The sequence below is a fragment of the Tsukamurella sp. 1534 genome (assembly GCF_000312385.1).
Lineage (GTDB): Bacteria > Actinomycetota > Actinomycetes > Mycobacteriales > Mycobacteriaceae > Tsukamurella.
Genome location: NZ_HE997627.1, coordinates 259,865 through 278,703, shown reverse-complemented (window position 1 = coordinate 278,703; position 18,839 = coordinate 259,865). Strand labels below are relative to the sequence as shown.

Annotated in this window: 16 protein-coding genes; 4 read left to right on the top strand and 12 right to left on the bottom strand. The window is 71.0% G+C overall.

What is annotated here, in order from left to right:
* Positions 1–33: 33 nt before the first annotated feature.
* Genes BN39_RS13700 through BN39_RS13690 form a run of 3 tightly spaced genes read right to left on the bottom strand, consistent with a single transcriptional unit; the run spans position 34 to position 1,959 of the window.
* Entirely contained in the window at positions 34–564 is a 531-nt protein-coding gene (locus BN39_RS13700; RefSeq protein WP_019202986.1) for a GNAT family N-acetyltransferase, read from the bottom strand.
* On the bottom strand, positions 561–1,643 hold the full coding sequence (locus BN39_RS13695; protein ID WP_019202985.1) for an alpha/beta fold hydrolase: 1,083 nt from the start codon (positions 1,641–1,643) through the stop codon (positions 561–563). Before BN39_RS13695 ends, BN39_RS13700 begins: the two co-directional genes overlap by 4 nt.
* Before the next feature lies 1 nt (position 1,644).
* On the bottom strand, positions 1,645–1,959 hold the full coding sequence (locus BN39_RS13690) for a hypothetical protein (RefSeq protein WP_019202984.1): 315 nt from the start codon (positions 1,957–1,959) through the stop codon (positions 1,645–1,647).
* 140 nt (positions 1,960–2,099) lie between these two features.
* On the opposite strand from BN39_RS13690, the gene BN39_RS13685 reads away from it, so the two are divergent.
* Positions 2,100–3,398: a TrpB-like pyridoxal phosphate-dependent enzyme gene (locus BN39_RS13685; protein WP_019202983.1), complete on the top strand. Its 1,299-nt coding sequence runs from the start codon at positions 2,100–2,102 to the stop codon at positions 3,396–3,398.
* A gap of 7 nt (positions 3,399–3,405) precedes the next feature.
* Here BN39_RS13685 and BN39_RS22295 read toward each other — a convergent pair whose 3' ends face one another.
* From BN39_RS22295 to BN39_RS13655, 6 genes are all read right to left on the bottom strand, one after another.
* Positions 3,406–6,243 (bottom strand): EAL domain-containing protein, encoded by a 2,838-nt coding sequence (locus BN39_RS22295; RefSeq protein ID WP_019202982.1) that lies wholly within the window; start codon positions 6,241–6,243, stop codon positions 3,406–3,408.
* Positions 6,240–7,118 carry a Gfo/Idh/MocA family protein gene (locus BN39_RS13675; RefSeq protein ID WP_019202981.1) on the bottom strand — a complete coding sequence of 293 codons (879 nt, stop codon included), beginning with the start codon at positions 7,116–7,118 and terminating at the stop codon, positions 6,240–6,242. Before BN39_RS13675 ends, BN39_RS22295 begins: the two co-directional genes overlap by 4 nt.
* Positions 7,115–8,578: an amino acid permease gene (locus BN39_RS13670; RefSeq protein ID WP_019202980.1), complete on the bottom strand. Its 1,464-nt coding sequence runs from the start codon at positions 8,576–8,578 to the stop codon at positions 7,115–7,117. The genes BN39_RS13675 and BN39_RS13670 overlap by 4 nt, the downstream gene beginning before the upstream one ends.
* 11 nt (positions 8,579–8,589) lie before the next feature.
* Positions 8,590–9,894: a styrene monooxygenase/indole monooxygenase family protein gene (locus tag BN39_RS13665; protein ID WP_019202979.1), complete on the bottom strand. Its 1,305-nt coding sequence runs from the start codon at positions 9,892–9,894 to the stop codon at positions 8,590–8,592.
* A gap of 24 nt (positions 9,895–9,918) precedes the next feature.
* Positions 9,919–11,130, bottom strand: a complete 1,212-nt coding sequence (locus BN39_RS13660; protein ID WP_019202978.1) for an acyl-CoA dehydrogenase family protein — start codon at positions 11,128–11,130, stop codon at positions 9,919–9,921.
* 79 nt (positions 11,131–11,209) lie between these two features.
* Positions 11,210–12,739 carry an HNH endonuclease signature motif containing protein gene (locus BN39_RS13655; protein ID WP_019202977.1) on the bottom strand — a complete coding sequence of 510 codons (1,530 nt, stop codon included), beginning with the start codon at positions 12,737–12,739 and terminating at the stop codon, positions 11,210–11,212.
* A 180-nt stretch (positions 12,740–12,919) separates the two neighbouring features.
* Here BN39_RS13655 and BN39_RS13650 point away from each other — a divergent pair, with 180 nt between their 5' ends.
* From BN39_RS13650 to BN39_RS13640, 3 genes are all read left to right on the top strand, one after another.
* Positions 12,920–13,651, top strand: coding sequence for a YoaK family protein (locus tag BN39_RS13650; protein ID WP_019202976.1), 732 nt, complete (start codon positions 12,920–12,922; stop codon positions 13,649–13,651).
* 111 nt (positions 13,652–13,762) lie between these two features.
* Positions 13,763–14,950: a serine hydrolase gene (locus BN39_RS13645; protein WP_040767984.1), complete on the top strand. Its 1,188-nt coding sequence runs from the start codon at positions 13,763–13,765 to the stop codon at positions 14,948–14,950.
* 118 nt (positions 14,951–15,068) lie between these two features.
* Positions 15,069–16,700, top strand: a complete 1,632-nt coding sequence (locus BN39_RS13640; protein WP_019202974.1) for an AMP-binding protein — start codon at positions 15,069–15,071, stop codon at positions 16,698–16,700.
* Here the strand turns inward: BN39_RS13640 and BN39_RS13635 are convergent.
* From BN39_RS13635 to BN39_RS13625, 3 genes are read right to left on the bottom strand one after another with little or no spacing between them, the layout of a single operon-like run.
* Complete coding sequence (locus BN39_RS13635) at positions 16,697–17,323, bottom strand: hypothetical protein (protein ID WP_019202973.1); 627 nt, start codon at positions 17,321–17,323, stop codon at positions 16,697–16,699. The genes BN39_RS13640 and BN39_RS13635 overlap by 4 nt on opposite strands.
* Complete coding sequence (locus tag BN39_RS13630) at positions 17,317–17,799, bottom strand: DinB family protein (protein WP_019202972.1); 483 nt, start codon at positions 17,797–17,799, stop codon at positions 17,317–17,319. The genes BN39_RS13635 and BN39_RS13630 overlap by 7 nt, the downstream gene beginning before the upstream one ends.
* Positions 17,786–18,823 carry a nucleoside hydrolase gene (locus tag BN39_RS13625; protein ID WP_019202971.1) on the bottom strand — a complete coding sequence of 346 codons (1,038 nt, stop codon included), beginning with the start codon at positions 18,821–18,823 and terminating at the stop codon, positions 17,786–17,788. Before BN39_RS13625 ends, BN39_RS13630 begins: the two co-directional genes overlap by 14 nt.
* Positions 18,824–18,839: the final 16 nt, after the last annotated feature.

Below are 18,839 nucleotides of genomic sequence, written 5' to 3'. Positions count from 1 at the left end.
TCCGTTCCGTCGGGGGCCGGGGCAGGAAGGAGGTCAGGCGTCGAAGTCATCGGCGACGCCGACGAGGCCGATCGCCTCGGCGGAGTCGCGTGCGTGGTGGGCGAGCACGATGAGGTCGCGCAGTTCGCCGTCCCGGCCGCGGATGTGATCGCGCAGCAGGGCCTCGCCGGTGAACCCCAGTTCGTTGAACATCGTGAGCACCCGGTCCTCGTCGGTGGCCAGCTCGATCATGACCTTGGTCAGTCCCGCGGAGATCCCGGCCCGTAGCGCCTCCTGGACCAGGCGGCGGCCGATGCCGGCGCCGCGGCGGGCCGCGCCGACGACGAGGCGGAGTTCGCCGACGTGATCCGACCAGCCGGGGAGTCGGGCGAGGGAGGCGTAGCCGAGCACGGCACCGTCGGCCGCCGCGACCCAGCGCAGTCCCGGCTGGTCGACGATGCCCGCCGTCGGCGCGCTGAGGTCCTCGCGGATCACCGTGAGGTCGTGTGCCGACAGCCCGGCGAACATCTCGGCGAGCCCCGCCTCGTCGCCGGCGGCCAGTGCGCGGATGGTGATGTCGGTCATCGGACGGCCTCGCTCTGCGTGATCAGGAATTCGATGATGGTGGGGATGGTGGTCTTCGCCGCGGTGCGCCCGACGACGAGGCCGACGTGCCCGCCCTTGAGGCGCAGCTCGGTCTTGTCCTCGGACCCGACGAGGTCGATCACCGGCCCGGCGGCGGCGATGGGGACGATGTGGTCCTTCTCGCCGACCACCGCGAGGAACGGGGTCCGGATGTCGGCGAGGTGGATCCGGTCACCGCCGAGGAAGAGCCGGTCGGTCATGAAGCCGTTGTCCGCGCTGAGCATCGACGCCATCTGGCGCGCGACGCCGCCCGGCAGCGGGATGTGGTCGGTGCCCCAGCCGTTCATGGCCTGGTAGGCGGCCACGTACTCGTCGCTCCACATGCGTTCGAGCAGGTCGACGTATCCCGTGAGTTCGGCGACCGGCTTGAGGGAGCGGAACGCGCCGTAGACCACGTCGGACGGGATGTTCCCGTCGTCACCGATCGCCCGCTCCACTTCGTCCGGCCCGCTGTTCAGCACCGACGTGAAGGGCATCTCGGAGTAGTCGACGGGGCACGCGACCACCGAGTGGCTGCGGATCGGGGAGTCCGTGTGGTGCGCCGCGTGCAGCAGCGTCAGGTTCCCGCCGAAGCAGTAGCCGAGCAGGTTCACCTCGTCGGTGCCCGACCTGCGGCAGGTCACGCGGATCGCCGCCGGGATCGCGGCGTCCGCGTAGTACTCGAGGCCGTTCGACGCGTCCCGCTCGTCGGGGACGCCCCAGTCCAGGAGGTACACGTCGAAGCCGGCGCGCAGGAGGTGCTCGACGAAGCTGTTGCCGGGCGTGAGGTCGAGGATGTAGCTGCGGCTGACCAGGCTGAACACGATCAGCAGCGGAGGGCGGTGCCGCACGTCGTCGTTGCGGTACCGGAACAGGCGTGCCCGACCGTCCCGCCAGACCTCGTCGCGAGGGGTCGCGCCGAGCCGCGGCGCCGACATCCCCGCGGCCATCCTGATCCCGTTGCGCGCCCGGAGCGCGTTCCGCTCGATCTCCTGCCGGACCCGGTCCAGTGCCGAGCGCGGACCGTCGGTGACGCCCACGTCAGAGCTCCCCGTCGAGGTCGTCGCGCGGCCCGCGCTCGTCGCGGTCGGCGAGCTCGCGGCGCAAGCGCCGGATCTCGTAATCCAGGTCGCCCACCTGCCGGCGGAGCTTGCGGATGTCCGAACCCGCGGGGAGGTTCACGGCGTGCAGCACGGCGGCGCCCGCGGCGTCGATCCGCCCGCCGATCGCGTCGCGGGTGCGGCCGACGACCTTCAGGGTCGCGGTGAACTCCTCGGAGTGGACGACGGCTTCGACCGGGGGCGTGATCCGCTGTTCGATCTGGTCGTACAGACCCCGTAGCGAGAACCTGCTCATGTCCGGACTCCTCGGTCGAGCGACCCACGGCGCTCCCGAGGGTGTGCATCATTTCAGCAGAATGACTCATCCGCCGGTGCGGAACGGTGAAACTCCCGGGCCCGCAACCGGGGCGGCGGCGGTCTCCTAAGCTGAGATCCATGACACTCCCGGACGCCGCGCAGCACCAGGACATCACCACCGTCGAGGTGCCGACGCACTGGTACAACCTGGCCGCCGAGCTGGAGACGCCGATCCCGCCGCACCTGCACCCCGGCACCAGGGAACCGGTGCGACCCGAGGACCTGGCGCCGCTCTTCGCGAGCGGGCTCATCGCGCAGGAGGCGTCCACTGAGCCGTACCACGCGATCCCGGAGCCGGTCCGGGAGATCCTCTCCATGTGGCGGCCCGCGCCGCTCATCCGCGCCCGCCGGTTCGAGGAGGCGATCGGCACCACCTGCCGCATCTACGTCAAGTACGAGGGCGTCAGCCCCGTCGGCTCGCACAAGACGAATTCGGCTGTGGCGCAGGCTTACTACAACTCCGTCGACGGGGTGAAGAAGCTCACCACCGAGACCGGTGCCGGCCAGTGGGGCAGCGCACTCTCGTTCGCGGGCGCGCAGTTCGGGATCGACGTGGAGGTGTGGCAGGTGCGCGCCTCCTTCGACTCCAAGCCGTACCGCGGACACCTCATGCGCACCTACGGCGGAACCGTGCACCCGAGCCCGTCGGACCTCACCGAGGCGGGGCGCGCCATGCTCGCGAAGGATCCGCACACCACCGGCAGCCTCGGCATGGCCGTCTCGGAGGCGGTGGAGGTCGCCGCGCAGGATCCCGAAGCCCGCTACGCGCTGGGCAGCGTGCTCAACCACGTGGTGCTGCACCAGTCCGTGATCGGCCTCGAGGCCGTCGAACAGCTGAGTGTCCATGAGAAGGGCGCCGACGTCGTGTTCGGCTGCGCGGGCGGCGGTTCGAACCTCGCGGGGCTCGCGTTCCCGTTCCTGCGGGAGAAGATCCACGGCCGCCAGGACCCACGGATCGTGGCCGTCGAACCCGCTGCGTGTCCCTCGATCACACAGGGGGAGTACCGCTACGACCACGGCGACGTCGCCGGACTCACGCCGCTGCTCAAGATGCACACCCTCGGCATGGACTTCGTGCCGGACCCCATCCACGCGGGCGGCCTGCGCTACCACGGCATGTCGCCGGCGCTGAGCCACACGGTGGAGCTGGGCCACGTCGAGGGCCGCGCAGTCGGCCAGAACGACGCGTTCGCGGCCGGCGTGCAGTTCGCCCGGTCGCAGGGCATCGTGCCGGCGCCGGAATCCACCCACGCCATCGCCGCCGCGGCCGAGTACGCCCGCGAGCACGACGGCGAGGTGCTCGTGATCGGGCTCTCCGGCCACGGGCAGCTGGACCTTCCCGCCTACGCGGAGTACCTCTCGGGCGCCCTCGCCTGATCCGCCGTCAGGCCGGCGCGTCCGGAGGGGTGCGGTTCATCGACGCCCGGATCTCGTCGAGCTTGGCCTTGGCCGCCTTCTCCCGCTCAGCGAACCGGCGCTCGGTGTCCTGCCCGGCCGCGGTCCCGTGCGCCAACTCCTCCGCGCCCAGCGCGGTCGTGGTCCGCTGCTCGATCCTGTCCCGGACGTGGTCGAACGTCGGCACACCGCCCGCGGTGTACCCCGTGACCTCCTCCAGTGAGGGAGCCGCCGGAGCGGGTGTGTCCACGATCTCCGCGTCGATCGGCTCCGAGGCCTGGTCGCCGGTGGGCTGGGCATCGCCGGGATTCGTCATGGCCCCAGCGTAGCCGCGGAGGCCCGCCAGGACGTCGACGTCGACCGCAGGACTCCAGAGGAACCCCTGGGCGTACCGGGCCCCCGCCGCCGCGAGCGCCGCGGCCTGCTCGGGCTGTTCGACCCCCTCCGCGATCACGTCCAGGTCGAGCGCGCGCGCCATCGCGATGGCGGCCGTCAGCATCGCCTCCAGGCGGTGGTCCTCGCGCCGCGCGGAGGCGACGACCACCGACCTGTCGATCTTCACCAGCGCCAGGTCGAGGTCCTTGAGCTGCGCCAGGCTCGACCACCCGGTACCGAAGTCGTCCAGCGCGATCCGCGCACCCAGCTCGATGAGGCGGTGCGTCGCGGCGAGCACGTGCCGCTCCGGAACCACCCGCTCGTTGATCTCCAGGATCAGGCGGGCGGGGTCGAGGCCTGTCCGCTCCAGGGTGCGCTCCACCACGGAGGGCAGCTGCGGATCCGCGAGGTCTTCCGACGCCAGATTCACCGACACCCAGCCCAGGGACGGGTCGGCGGCGAAATCGGCGCAGGCCCTGCCGAGGACGAGCCGCGCCAGCGCGGGCAGCAACCCGAGTGCCTCGAGATGGGGGAGGAACTCCGCGGGGGCCAGCTCCGCACCGTCCGGGCCGGCGATCCGGGTCAGCGCCTCGGCGCCCACCCGCTCGCCCGTCGCGAGGTCGACGACCGGCTGGTAGCGGACCACGACGTCGCCGCCCTCGACGGCGGCGCGGACCCGGGTGGCCAGCGCCACCCGCTCCTGTTGGGGCGCCCGCAGCCCGGCGGTGTACTGCACGATGCGGTTCCGGCCGTCGCGCTTCGCCTGCAGCAGTGCCAGATCCCCGTCGATCAACAGCTGGGAGATCCCGTCGTCCGTCGCACCCGACTCCACCAGGCCGATGGAGCAGGTGACGGTGAGCTGCAGCCCGTCGATCTCCACCGGCTCACCCATGGCGGCCCGCACCCGCTCCGCCCACTCCTCGGTGGGGTCGCCGCCGGCCACGCGCGGGCGGAGGACGACGAACTCGTCGCCGCCCAGGCGCGCCACGAGATCGGTCGCAAGACTCGCGTCGACGAGCCTTCGGGCCACCACCTGCAGCACCTGATCGCCCAGCTTGTGGCCGAGCGAGTCGTTGATCCGCTTGAACGAGTCCAGGTCGATCCACAGCACGGCCAGCGCGGCACCGTCGGCGCGCCGTCGCCGCACCACCTCGGTGGCCCGCTCGATGAACCCCGCCCGGCCGAGGAGATCGGTGAGGTCGTCGTGATCGGCGCGTCGCCGCAGCCGCAGGTTGAGCTCGCGGATCTCCTCCTCCGAGCTGCGCCGGTCCGTGATGTCCGTGTGCGTGCCGATCAGCCGGCTCGGCAGGCCGCTCGGGCCGATCTCCATCGCCCGGCCGCGGTCGTGGATCCAGCGCCAGGATCCGTCCTTCGTCCGCATCCGGTGCTCGAACCGGAACTCGGCGACCTCGCCGCGCACCACCTGCGAGATGATCTCCCAGCAGCGCACGTAGTCGTCGGGGTGGACGCGCCCGGCCCAATCCTCCACGGACGTGCCCACGTCCTCGTCCGAATAGCCCAGCATCGCCTTCCACTGCTGCGAGTAGAACACCGTGCCCGACCCCACGTCCCAATCCCAGATGCCGTCCCCCGCACCGTCGATCGCGAATTGCCAGCGCGCCTCCACGTGCCGGAGCAGGGCCTGATCGCGGCGGGTCGCAGTGATGTCGCGGGAGATTCCGATGAGGCCCACCACGTCGCCGCTCGCACCCCAGTAGGGCGCCTTGTTCGACAGGTACGTGCGGCGCTCCCCGTCGACCACGGGGTACTCCTCGACCTCCCGGCCGATCCCGGAGTCCATGATGGCGCGGTCCGTCGCGATCAACGTCTGCGCGAGATCCGCGGGGAACAGCTGCGAATCGTCCTTCCCGACGGCCGTCGCGACCGGGATACCCATCAGCCGCGACACCGCGGCGTTGACGTACTGGTAGCGGCCGTCGCGGTCCTTGATGTATACGAGGTCCGGGGCCGTGTCGATCACGGCCTGCAGCAGGTTCGCGACCCGCTGCGACGAGGTCCGCGATTCGGCGACCCGCTCCTCGAGCCGCCGGGTGGCCTCCTGCTTCGCCCGATCGGACGCGACCCGGTCCGTGATGTCGCGGATCAGGCCCACGATGTAGGTGTGGCCGTCGATCGCCAGGCAGGAGATGTGCGCCTCGACCGGGAAGGTGGTCCCGTCCTTGCGCCGGTGCATCGCGGGCACCAGGACCGACGCGCCCGCCATGGCCGTGTCCCAGGTGCGGCGCGCGTCGTCGACGGTCACCTGGACCACCTCGAGCGCGTTCATCCGCAGGAGCTCCTCGCGGCTGTACCCCGTGGTGATGCAGGCGGTGTCGTTGACGGCGACGAACCGGCCGTCGGCGTCGTGCACGAAGAAGCCGTCGAGCGACATCTCGATGAAGGCGCGGTAGAACCCGTCGTCGAGGCGGGGCCCGTCGCCGCGGGGGTTCACAGCACCGGCGGGCGGACCCCGGCCCGGACCTGGGCGATCACTCGCTGGACGTGCAACCCTCGCAGCACCCCGAGCGGGTGGTCCCGGCCCGTGGCGACGGACTCGAGGAACTCGTCGAGAAGGACCGCGAAGCATTCGGTGGCGGGCGTCGCCCGGCTGTCGAGCACCGCGCACCCGGCCCCCGAGTGCGCGGTCACCCGCATCACCGTGGGGGTCACGGGCGTCTTGATGGACAACGACATCGAGGATGCGGCGCCGCCTTCGTGCACGGCCTGCACGGTCCAGGTGTCGCTGGGGCCGTCGTGCGAGGCGGCCGTGACGGATTCGACGGGACCGGCGACGGCGTCCACCAGATCGATCACGTGGGGGCCCACGTCGTAGAGCGCTCCGTCCTCGTGCCGCCACTGCGACGCCGCGTACTTGCCGCCGAGGACGGCGCCCGAGAGCCATTGCCCCTCCACGGCGACGGGGCCCAATGCCCGTGCCGCGGTGATGAACTCGCGGGTCTCGGGCGCGAAGCGGCGGGTGAACGCCACGATCGACCGCACCCCCGCCCCGGACACCGCCTCCGCGAGTGCCGTCGCCCCGTCGAGGTCGAGCGCGATCGGCTTGTCGAGGATCACGTGCCGGCCCGCCCGAGCCGCCTCGATCGCCAACGGCGCCTGCACGTTCGGCGGCACCGCGAACGCCACGGCGTCGACCGCATCGAACAGGGCGCTCGGTGATTCGAAGGCACGCGGGAACACGCGCGCAGCGGCCTCGGGATCGCGGGCCCAGCCGCCCACGAAATCGACGCCCGGATGCGCGGCCAGCGCGGGGGCGTGGGTGTCCTGCGCCCACGGGCCCGCGCCGACCAGACCGATCCGGAGGGTCACGACGGGGCCCCGGCCTCGTCGGCCTCCTCGCCGACCTTGGAGTGCAGGCGCCCGTAGACCACGTAGATGGCGATGCCCAGTGCGAACCAGATCAGGAAACGCAGCCAGGTGGCGATCGCCAGGTTCATCATCAGGTACACGCACGCCAGCCCGGACAGGATCGGGATCACCGGCGAGAAGGGCACCTTGAACGGCCGCGCGAGATCGGGCTTCGTGCGGCGCAGGATCGGCACCGCGAGGGAGACGAGCAGGAACGCGAAGAGCGCGCCGATGCTCACCATCTCCGACAGGTCCTCGATCGGGATGAAGCCGCCCATGAGCGCGCAGACGACCACGACGCCGATGGTGAACCGGACGGGAGTGCCGTACTTCGGCGAGACCTTGGCGACCGCGGGCGGGATGAGCCCGTCGCGGCCCATGGCGTACCCGATCCGCCCCATCGTGACGAGTTCCACGAGGATCACCGAGGTGAGGCCCGCGACCGCCGCGATCGCGACCAGATCACCGGCCCAACTCGCGCCGACCACCTCGAACGCCTTGGACAGCGGTGCGCTGGAGTCGATGTCTGTGTACTCGACCATGCCGGTGAGCACGATGGACACGAGGACGTAGAGCAGGGTGCAGGCGAGCAACGTGCCGATCAGGGCGCGCGGCATGTCCCGGGCCGGGTTCTTGGACTCCTCGCCGAGGTTGGCGACCGCCTCGAAACCGGTGTAGGCGAAGAACACCACCGCGGCCGCGGTGAGGATGCCGGCGACGCCGAAGTGGGACGGGGCGCCGCCCAGGAAGGTCTCGATCAGCGGGCGATCCATGGCGGATCCACCCTGTTCGGCCGGGACCGAATCGGGGATGAACGGCGTCAGGTTCGATCGGGTGACGAAGAACGCGCCCACGATGACGACGAACACGGAGATCGCGACCTTCACCAGGACCAATCCGTTGGTGACGCGCGCCGATTCGCGGATGCCGACCGTCGCGACGACGCCCAGCACCACGATGATGAGGATCGCGCCGATGTTCACCGGCGCCTCCTCGGTGAACAGCTCGGGCGGGAGCCCGAACAGGTCCGCGAGATAGCCGGACCAGCTGCGCGACACCACCGCCGCGCCGAGGCCGAACTCCAGGAGCAGGTCCCAGCCGATGATCCACGCGAAGACCTCGCCGATCGTGGCGTACGCGTAGGTGTACGCGCTGCCCGCGGTGGGGACGGCCGCCGCGAGCTCGGCGTAACAGAGTGCCGCGAAGAGGCTGACCAGCCCCGCCACCACGAACGAGAGCGCGATGCCGGGACCGGCGTTCACCTTCGCCTGAATGCCGGTGAGGGTGAAGATGCCGGTCCCGATCACGATGCCGACACCGAAGCCGATGAGATCCTTGAGGCCCAGATCGCGGCGGAGGCCGCCCTCCGCGGCACCGTCGGCTTTGATCCTGGCGATGGGTTTGGTCCGCAGGATGTCCATTCCGCGGGACGCTACACCCGTTCGTACGCCTCCGCAGCCTCCTTGGCCCCATCGATGAACCGCAGTACGTCCTCCTCCGTGCGGAACTCCAGGATCGGATCGGGCACCGAGAGCAGGCCGAAGAGCGCGGCTCCGACGGCGTCGTCCTCCGTCGCCCCGGCGAACAGCGGTCCGGCGGCGAACGCGTACTCCGGGTCGCCGAGGAACAGCCGCGTCACCTCGGCGGCGGCATGCCCGCGCTCCTCCCAGTGCCGGTCGAACTGGTCCGCTATCCACTCCGCGGTGAAGTCGGAACCGCGCGCCTCGACCGCCTTGACCAGTGCGGCGACCTGGATGAGGCCCGTCTGCGCCCCCTGGCCCGCGATGGGGTCGAACGCGATCGACGTGTCGCCGAGCGCCGCGACCGGATGCCCGCTCCGGGTGTACCCCACGCCCTGCCGCACCGTGGGGGTCACGGCGCCGCGCAGCCAGGACCGCTTGTCCCGATCGATCACCCGCAGCTTCTCGATGTCGGGCAGATCGTCCGGGAAGTAGTCCCGGTAGACGCCCACCACGACCTCCAAGGCGCTCTCCGCGTCCGTGACCTCGTTGAAGCGCTCGACCCACGCCCCGTCGGGCTTGGCGAACCCGAGCACGCTCCACGACGCGCCCGCGTCCTTGTGCCAGTACGGGCCGATCCAGATCTCGCCGTGGTCGGTGTGCAGGTTGAACACGTTGTGCGCGCCGGCGCCGTGCCCCCGGGCGGTGAACACGTCCGGACCGTGGCCGAGGCCGGTGAACGCGGCCGCGAGCAGTTCGCGCTGCGGGGAGCGGTAGACGGTGCGCGACTCGTCGACCGGGAACAGGCCGGAGAGCCCGCCCTTGCCGGTGGAGACCAGCGTGAGGTCGTGCTGCCCGGCGATGGTGTCGAGGCTCTCCGGGGTGACCGTGTCGACGACGACGGTGCCGCCCGCCTGCTCGAACAGCCGGATGCGGTCGTGGGCGCGCAGCCGCACGTCGATGCCCGCGGCGGTGTAGGTGAAATCGGGGTCGAACGCGAGCACCTGGGTGAGGGCGCCCGGTTCGCCGGTCTGCAGGCGGGTGTTCATGCCCGTCGACAACGGAGCGTCCGGGTAGAGCTCCTCGACCAGCGTGTGGTCGACGTCCCGGGAGTGGCCGAACAGCACGGCGGTTCCCGTGGCGGGCACGTCGTCGCGGAGCTGCTGCGGCGCGCGATCCGTGTACAGGTCCACCTGGTGGCCCGCGCGGGCCAGGACGAGGGCGGCGGTGGCACCCACCACGCCCGCGCCGATCACGGCGATGCGGTTCTGCGTCATCGTTCGTACCTTCCTCTCAGTCGGTCAGTGCTTGTCGGTGCGGGAACCGGCGTTCCACGCGTAGGGGAGCTCGGCGCCGTTGAGCAGGAGATCGCCGATGGAGCGGGCCTTCTGGATGGCCGGGTTGTGCACGGCGAGCGTGCGGGCGTTGCGCCAGTGCCGATCGAGCGCGAGATCGGCGTCGACGATGGAGGCGCCGCCCACCTCGAACAGGTCGGACGTGGCCTTGAGCACCACGTCGATCACGGCGAGCTGGGCGTGCGCGGCCGCCAGTTCCGCCTCCGGCAGGAGGTCCTCGTGGACCCGACGGTCCGCCAGGGCCTCGTCCAGCACATCGGCGACGGCGAGCACGGACTGCCTCGCCGCGAACGCGGCCGCCGAGAGCCGGCCGATCACCTGCTGCACCAGCGGATCGTCGCGCTGCAGGTCGGCCGCCGCGTGCGAGAAGGTGCGGGTCCGGGCGCGAACCCACTCCACCGTGTCGTCCGTCGCCCGCTGCGCGATGCCGGCCAGGCCGGCGAGCTGCACGAGCTGCAGGAAGGAGGTGGAGTAGGTGGGCCCCGGCACGCCGTAGCCGGGGCCGAGGAGGCGGTCGGCGGAGATGCGGACATCGGTGAACACCGTGGTACCGCTCGCGGTGAGGCGCTGGCCGAAACCGTTCCAGTCGTCCACCTTCCGCACGCCGTCGGCATTCGCGTCCACGATGAGGCCCACGCGCTCGCCGTCGAGATCGGCGGCCACGATGATCTCGTCCGCGTACAGGGTGCCCGTCGAGTAGAACTTGGTGCCGTTGAGCGTGTAATCGCCGTCGTCGCGCCGGGTGAGGGTGGTGTTGTAGCCACCCACGGACCCGGTGCCCGGCTCGGTGATGGCGTTGCCCACGATCAGTCCGTCCGTCACCGCACGCAGCCGCGCGTCACCCTCGGGCGTGTGGGCCACGCGCTGGTCCTCGACGAACAGCAGGTGCACGCGCAGGGCTTGCGGAATGTTGGAATCGGCCGCCGCCAGGTTGATCAACTGCCGGAAGAACTGTCGCAGTGTGACTCCCGCGCCACCGAACTCCTCGGGGACGCGCAGCGCCGTGAATCCCGCGGCCTTGAGCGCCGTGACCGCGTCGTGCGCCAGGATTCGGTCGCGTTCGCGGTGGACGGCGCCCTCGGCGATGCGGGCGTAGACGGGGCCGAACGTCGCATCGAGTTCGGCATCGGACGGGGAGCGGGTCAGCGAGGTCGTCATGCCACGGAACTGTCCTCGCGCCCGGCGGGTTTGACGAGAGTTCGCCGCGCCGTGAACGTATTCCGCTGCGGACCGGCGATCAGAAGGGCGGTGGGTCGTCCGGGGCGGGTGTGTTCGGGTGCTCGCGGTGTTGTTGCTCTCGCTCGCGCCGGTACTCGCGACGCCTGGCCTCCCGGGCGGCGTTGCGGACCTCGGCGCGGCCGGGAGCGGTGTCCGCCGGCGTGGGGAGGGGGCGAGTGGGTGGGAGCCATCGGATGCGTTCGAGGTCGGGGAACCAGTCGTCGCCCTGAACCTGTGCGGTGCGGTAGCTGTGGCCGGTGGGCGCGTGCCATTCGACGGTGCCGTCGGGGAGGACGTCCGAGAGCCAGTCCTGTTCGGTCTTGATGCGGTGGTGCCTGCCGCAGAGCGGCACCAGGTTGCCGATGGCGGTGGCGCCGCCGAGGCCGGGGTCGCGATGGTTCCGTTCCGCGACGTGGTCGATCTGACAGCGGGAGAACGGGGTTTGGCAGCCGGGAAAGACGCACGTGGGGTACCTGACCCTGAGGAAGCGGGCCTGCTGGTCGGAGGGCCGGTAACCGGCGACGTCGTGGGCGATCACGCGGCGTTCACCGTCGACGGGCTTGCCGAGCGGACGGAACCAGGCCGTGCCGACGCGAGCGAGGAGGTCGCGGCCGACGCCGGCGGCGGTGGGGTTGCCGTCGATGAGGACCGGCTCGTCGTCGATGCCGGCGAGAGTGGATTCGTTCATCACCATGGTGACGTCGGCGATGGTCTTGGCTTCCACAGTGGCGTGCCGGGGAATTCGCTCGGCGTGATCGCAGCCGGGGGTCTCGCAGCGGCACCCGAGGCTGTCGTAGCCCTGGATGAGCGCGGAGTGGGCGTCTGCGCGGCGCTCGCCCATGGTGCGGGGATCCTTGCGGCACACGGTGTTCGCGACCCGCTCGATCTGGCGCTCGACGTCAGCGGCATCCTCGCAGAACGTCACCCCGGCGAACTCGGTGAGGCCGTCGCGGCGTTTGTCGAACCAGACTCCGCGGCGCTGTGCCGTGCGGGCGGGCGGGATCGCGGCCGGGTCGAGCTTCGCGAGCACGCCGTCGGCCAGGCGTTTCGCGTCGTTCTCGGTGACCACGGCGCGGCCGCGGGCGAGCTTGCGCGCCAGCTGTTCGGAGACCGCCGCGTCGTACCGGTGCAGGAGGGCCGGGTCGGTGACCGCCTCGGCCCGGCGCGCGATCGTGCGAGCGACGGTCTTGCTGACGAGTCCTTCGTACAGCAGCTCGAACACGGCGGGGGTGCGGTCGCGGAGAGTGAGCGCCAGTTCGATCGCGTTGCGTGCGGCGGTGGGGCCGCGGCCGATCACCGCTCCGACTTCGGCTACCACCTGGTCGAGTTCATCGGTGAATCGCCGCATCGACGCTGTCGATTCGTGTGCAGTGGCGGCCCATTCGTCGTACACCTGGTCGTGCCGGGTGGCGATCCAGGCGAGCCGGCGAGTCTCGGCGCGGTTGATGGCACGGCTGCACTCGTCGATGAGGTCCACCACCGAGGTGCGGTCGAAGCAGGAGAACGATCCCCAGAACGGTTCGAAGGCGTCCTCGATTATTGCCGTCATTTCCAGATCCCCCGATCTAGCTCATATGTTCGAGTGTACGCCAGGCGTCCGAGGATGTCGAGGAGTTCTCCTCGCGCGCAGAAGAATTCGATCTGGTGTGACGGGAGTCGCTCTGAGGTGCCGTAGTGACGTTGTCCCCGTCGAACAGCGGACCGTCGGACGAATCGGTACGCATGGGACATGAGTCCCGACACCCGAGGCCCCGTCGTCAGCCGTGAGACCGCCGTCGGAAGCGAGGCGCGACTGTCCTGGCTCCTGGCGGGCGTCGCGGGCATGGTCGGCGCCGTCGCGTTCCTGCACAGCGCCGGCTACTTCGTCACGTTCATGACGGGCAACACGGAACGCGCAGTGCTGGAATGGTTCACGGTCTCCTCGGAGCAGAAGATCGCCGGCGCCGGCGCGGTCGCGGCGATCACCCTGCTGATCGCGTTCATCGCCGGCGTGACCGCCGCGTCGTTCTGCCGCCGCCGATTCTGGCGCAACCACCCGCACGGGCCCACTGTGCTCACGACTGCCGGCCTGCTGCTCGCGGCGGCGATCGACTTCCTCTACGACGGATTCGCCTACTCCGAGGTGCGATTCGTGCCGATCGTCATCATCACGTTCTCGATCGGCGCGCTGAACACGTCGTTCATCAAGAATGGCGAGGTCTCGGTGCCGCTGTCCTATGTGACCGGGACGCTCGTGAAACTGGGGCAGGGGATCGAGCGGCACGCGACGGGCGGCGGCACGGTGTACGACTGGCTCGGCTACGCGCTCCTCTACGCGGGCTTCCTCGGCGGCGCCGCTGTCGGCGGCGTCGTCGCGTCGGTCTTCACCGGGCCGCAGGTGATCCTGGCGACCGGGATCCTCTGCGGGATCACGACGCTCGTCACGTTCTTCCACTCCGACCGCGCCGCGCTCCTCGGCTGACCGGAATCCCGCCGCGAGCGCGCCCTCCCACCTCGGGTGATAGCCGTTCGCGATGACGGCCGCGCCCATCGTCGCGATGCCGTGGACGGCGCGCCGTGGTGTCGTGGCGGCATGCGATCATTCACCCACCTGCGAGGCGTCGTAGGGGCGCTCGTGCTGACCCTCGCCCTGGCCGCCTGCACCCCCTCGTCGCCGGAACCCGTGCCGGAGGAGCGGGACTCGGTCGGCGAGGCGGTGGGCCGGGTGGCTGAGGAACTGCGCACCGCGCACGACGTGCCGGGGGTCGCCGTCGGGGTGGTCGACGGTCCGCGCACCAGGGTCTTCGCGTACGGACGGATGGGAGCGGACGATCCGCGCCCGGTGCGGCCCGACACCCTGTTCGAGATCGGCTCGGTCAGCAAGCTGTTCACCGCGATCCTCGCCGAGTCGGCGGTCGTGGGCGGCCGGCTGTCCCTGGAGGAGAGGCCGGGCCGGTACCTGCCCTGGTTGCGGGGCAGCGCCGTCGACGCCGCGACGCTGGGCCAGCTCGGTACCTACGCCGGTGGCGGGTTGCCGCTCCAGTTCCCTTCCGGCGTGACGGACGACGAGTCGATGCGCGAGTACTTCACGGGCTGGCAGCCGGTCACAGCTCCCGGAACGAGCCGCCTGTACTCGAATCCGAGCATCGGGCTGCTCGGTCGTGCGGCGGCCACGTCCTACGGCACGGACTTCGCGACGGCCGTCGGGCGAGAGGTTCTCGATCCGCTGGGGCTGGACGACACTCACGTGCGGATTCCCGCCGCGGACGAGGCGCGCTACGCGTGGGGCCGCACGGCCACCTCCACGCGGGCGAGGGTCGCGCCCGGGCCGCTCGATGCCGAGGCGTACGGGCTGAAGTCGACGGCGGCCGACATGACCGACTTCCTCGCCGCAGTCGTCCGGCCCGGCGACGGTGCGATCGCCCGGGCGGTCCGCGCGTCGGCGGCCGTGCGGTACTCGATCGGCCCCGTCGGCCAGGCGCTCGGATGGGAGGCCTTCCCGGCGCCCACGACGCTGCAGGCGCTGCAGGCGGGGAACGCCCCCGACGTCGCGAGCGCGCCGCACGCGACGGCCCCGGCGGATCGTCGGGCGACGTGCGTGCTCGACAAGACGGGCTCGACGGGCGGCTTCGGTGCCTACGTTCTCGCCCTTCCCGGCGAGGGACGTGGTGTAGTCGTGATGATGAACCGCAACGTGCCCAATGCGGCGCGGATCGCGGCCGCGCACGCCGTGCTCGGCGCGCTCGCCGAGGGCGTCGGTGGTCCCTCCTGCCTGAGCTGACGCGACGCACCGGCCCGGACTTCTGCGCCAATTCGCCCCGGAGTGAGGTAGAACCTGTTACAACTAGAACAGGTTCTGCTTATCCGGATGGGTTCGCAGGTCAGGAACAGGAGAGCGCATGAAGTTCAACCTCGCCGACATCTTCGAGGCGGTCGTCGACGCGGTTCCCGAGCGAATCGTCCTGAGCTATGAGGGCGCGCAGACCAGCTACGCGGAGATGGACGAGCAGGCGAATCAGGTGGCGCACCTGTTCGCCGCGCACGGCATCGGGGCGTTCGACCACGTCGCGCTGTTCCTCAAGAACAGCGTGGAGCACGTCCAGTCCCTCGTGGGCCTGATCAAGGTGCGCGCGGTCCCGGTCAACGTGAACTACCGCTACACCGGCCCCGAGCTCGAGTACATCTTCACCAACTCGGACTCCAAGGGCATCGTCGTCGAGATGGCCGAGCACCAGCGCACGCTCGCGGGCCTCGTCGGTGCGCTCCCGGACCTCAAGGTCGTGTTCGTGGTCGGCGAGACCGAGCCCGAACTCGCCGACGCCGTCGCCGCGGCCCCCGGGGTCGAGCTCGTCCCGTTCTCCGAGGCCGAGAAGAACTCCACCGCGCGCGATTTCGAGCCGCGCACCGGCGAGGAGCACTACATCATCTACACCGGCGGCACCACCGGGTACCCCAAGGGCGTCGTGTGGCAGCACGACGACTTCTTCCGCAAGCCGCTCTCCGCCGGCGTCCCGTACGGCGGCGAGCCGCGGCAGAACCTCGACGAGGTGGGGGAGGGCGCGAAATCGTTCCCGTCACTGGCGTTCCTCATCGCCGCGCCGCTCATGCACGGCGCCGCGTCGTACTCGCTGTTCACGTTCTTCGTCCTCGGCTCCCGGATCATCCTCGAACGCGACTTCAACGCCGGGCAGATCGTGCGGAACATCGCGCGCGACCAGACGCAGACCATCCTCATCGTGGGCGACGCCATGGGCATCCCGCTGGTGGAGGAGATGGAGAAGCAGAAGGACACCGCCGACTTCTCGTCGCTGTTCTCGATCACCTCCGGCGGCGCCATCTGGTCCAAGCATGTGCGCGACAGGATGGCCGCGATCAAGCCCGAGCTCATCCTCCGGGACAACTTCGGCGCCTCCGAATCCGGCAACGACGGCGTCATGCAGCTCGACGACGACGGGAACCTGCACGCGCCGCCCACGGACAAGATGATGGTGGTCGACGAGACCTTCCAGCAGATCACCACGCCCGGCGAGGTGGGGTACATCGCCCGCGTCGGCAACGTGCCGCTCGGCTACTACAACGACCCCGAGAAGTCCGCGCGCACCTTCCCGACGCTCGCCGACGGCCGCCGCATCTCGGTCCTCGGGGACATGGGCTACCCCGCGGAGGACGGCGGCATCGTGTTCCTCGGCCGCGGCAGCCAGTGCATCAACAGCGGCGGCGAAAAGGTGTACGCCGAGGAGGTCGAGGCCACCCTGCACGGCCACCCGGCGATCGCCGACGCGCTCGTCGTCCCCGTGCCCGACGCCCGGTACGGCCAGCGCGTGGCCGCCGTCGTCGCGGTGGCCGAGGGGCACGAGCGCCCGTCCGTCGAGGACATCCAGACCTTCGCCCGCTCGGAGCTGGCCGGGTACAAGGTGCCGCGCACCGTCGTCTTCGTGGACCAGGTGAAGCGGACCCCGGCGGGCAAGGCGGACTACCGCTGGGCCAAGTCGACCGCCGAGGTGGCCGCCGAATCGGAGCAGCCGGCCTAGGAACCTGCGGCGCCGTCCACCCACGCGAGGTAGGCGGCGCCGCGCGGGGAGAGCTCGTAGCCCACGTCGTGGCTGATGGTCAGACCCATGCCCTTGAGCTTGCGGATGTCCGCCTTCATCGGCAGCAGTTCCACGCCCCGCTCGGCCGCGAGCTCCTTGGACACCACGTGGGGGTGTTCGCGGATCCACGCCAGGATGTCGCGGGTCCACGGCCCGGTGTCCCGCGCGTCGAGGCGGGACAGGCGCTTCGCGATGGCTTCCAGCTCGTCGGCATCGGGCAGCTCCTCCCGCAGAGCCAGGCGCGGGTCTTCGCCCGCCCACTCGAGGTGGATCCGGTAGACGTGCTCGCCGCCGCGCGCGGACCGCTCCCGACGGAGCGCGTCCGGATCGCGCGGCCGCAGGGCCCGGCGCAGGGCAGCTGCGTCCTTCATCCCCGCGGCGCGCGCGGCGCGGTCCGAGATCTTCTCCACCTCCGGCACTCTCGTGACCCGCGTGAAACGCAGCAGCCCGGCCGGCGTGAGCTGGGTGCCGCCCACCTTCACGCGTGGGGAGTCCCACCGGCGGTACTGGGTGGTGACCCGGCCGTCGCGCACACCCTCGGCGATCGCCTTCGGAATCAGCACGGTCGGTCCGCGCGCCGGGCGACCACGTCGCGACAGATCTCCATGTGCCCCGTGTGCTGGGTCAGCTCGCGCAGCATGTGCGTGAGCACCCACTCCGGCGTCGCCGTCGCGGCGTTGCGCCGGGTGGTGCCCGTCGCCTCGGGGTTGCGAATCCCATTGGCCGCCACGGGATCCCAGCGCGGCAGGTCCACGCGCAGGCGCGCGACGATCGCGTGGGCCTCGTCGACGGTGCCCGTCGCGTGGAACTCGCTCGCCCGGTCCCGGGGGATGTCCTCACCCGCGAGCAGCGAACCGCCCCAGTAGCCGAGTGCCCCGGCCACGTGCGTGACGAGGGCGAACACCGAATTGACGCCGGGCACCGGCGGGACGGCGTTCACGGTCGTGTCGTCGCAGTCGCCGAGCACCCGGTCGACGGTGTCGAGGGTCTCGGCCGCGACGGACAGGAACGCCGCGATCTGCCCCTCAGACGCCGGCACGGGCGAGCCTCCCGATCGAATCGACGAGGCGGTCGAAGAACCGCACCGGATCGGTGGACTGCGCGATCTGCGCGGTGTGCGGCCGGTTCCACGCGCCGTAGGTGTCCGCGATCGTCGTACCGCGGGTCAGGGCCCCGGCGAGCTCCACGTCCACGGTGTACGGCGCGGTCTCGGCGATCGTGGGATCGAGGGCCACCGCGGCGGCGAACGGGTCGTGCATGTGGGCTATGTAGCCGTGGTCGTGGTCGCGGTGGAACTCGAAGTAGAACCGCACCGCGTCCGACACCGCCCGCACCACCGGATCGCTCGCCGTGGAGCGCGTCCCGTCGTCGTCCTCCGGGGCGAGGACCTCCGCCGGGCTGCTGCCGGCGGCGTCCGCGAGCCGGAGCACGTGATCCGGGGTGAGCTCGATCGTCTCGGTGAGGTCGAGCGGGCACAGGATCGGCAGCGGCGTGCCCGTCCCGTCGAGTTCGCCGTAGGCGCGCAACACCTCCCACAGCGACTCCGGGTCCACCGCCACGTTCCACTCCGACGTCGGGGTGGTGTTGCCCGGATGCCAGAACACGCCGCCCATGATCACCAGCCGCCGGAGCCGGGCCAGGATGCCCGGGTCGTCGCGGAGCGCCAGCGCGAGGTTCGTGCACGGGCCGGTGACCAGCCCCACCACTTCACCGGGGTGGGCCCTGGTCAGATCCGACCACGCCTGCGCGCCCGGCACATCCGACGGTGCGCGGCTCGGCGTGGGCAACTCCGCGTACCCCACCCCGAACGGGCCGTGCGTCTCCTCGGTCGTGATGAGCGGCGTCGACAGCGGGGAGTCCGACCCGACGTACACCTCGACATCGTTGCGCCCCAACAACTCCAGCCAGCCCAGATTGTTCTCCACCACCTGCGGGCCGGGCACGTTGCCCGCCGTCGAGACGATGCCGAGCAGGTTCACCTCCGGCTGCGCCAGCAGGTACAGCAGGGCCAGGGAATCATCGACGCCGGTGTCGCAGTCGAACAGGACCTTCGTTTCCGCCACGCCCCGAGCCTAGCCG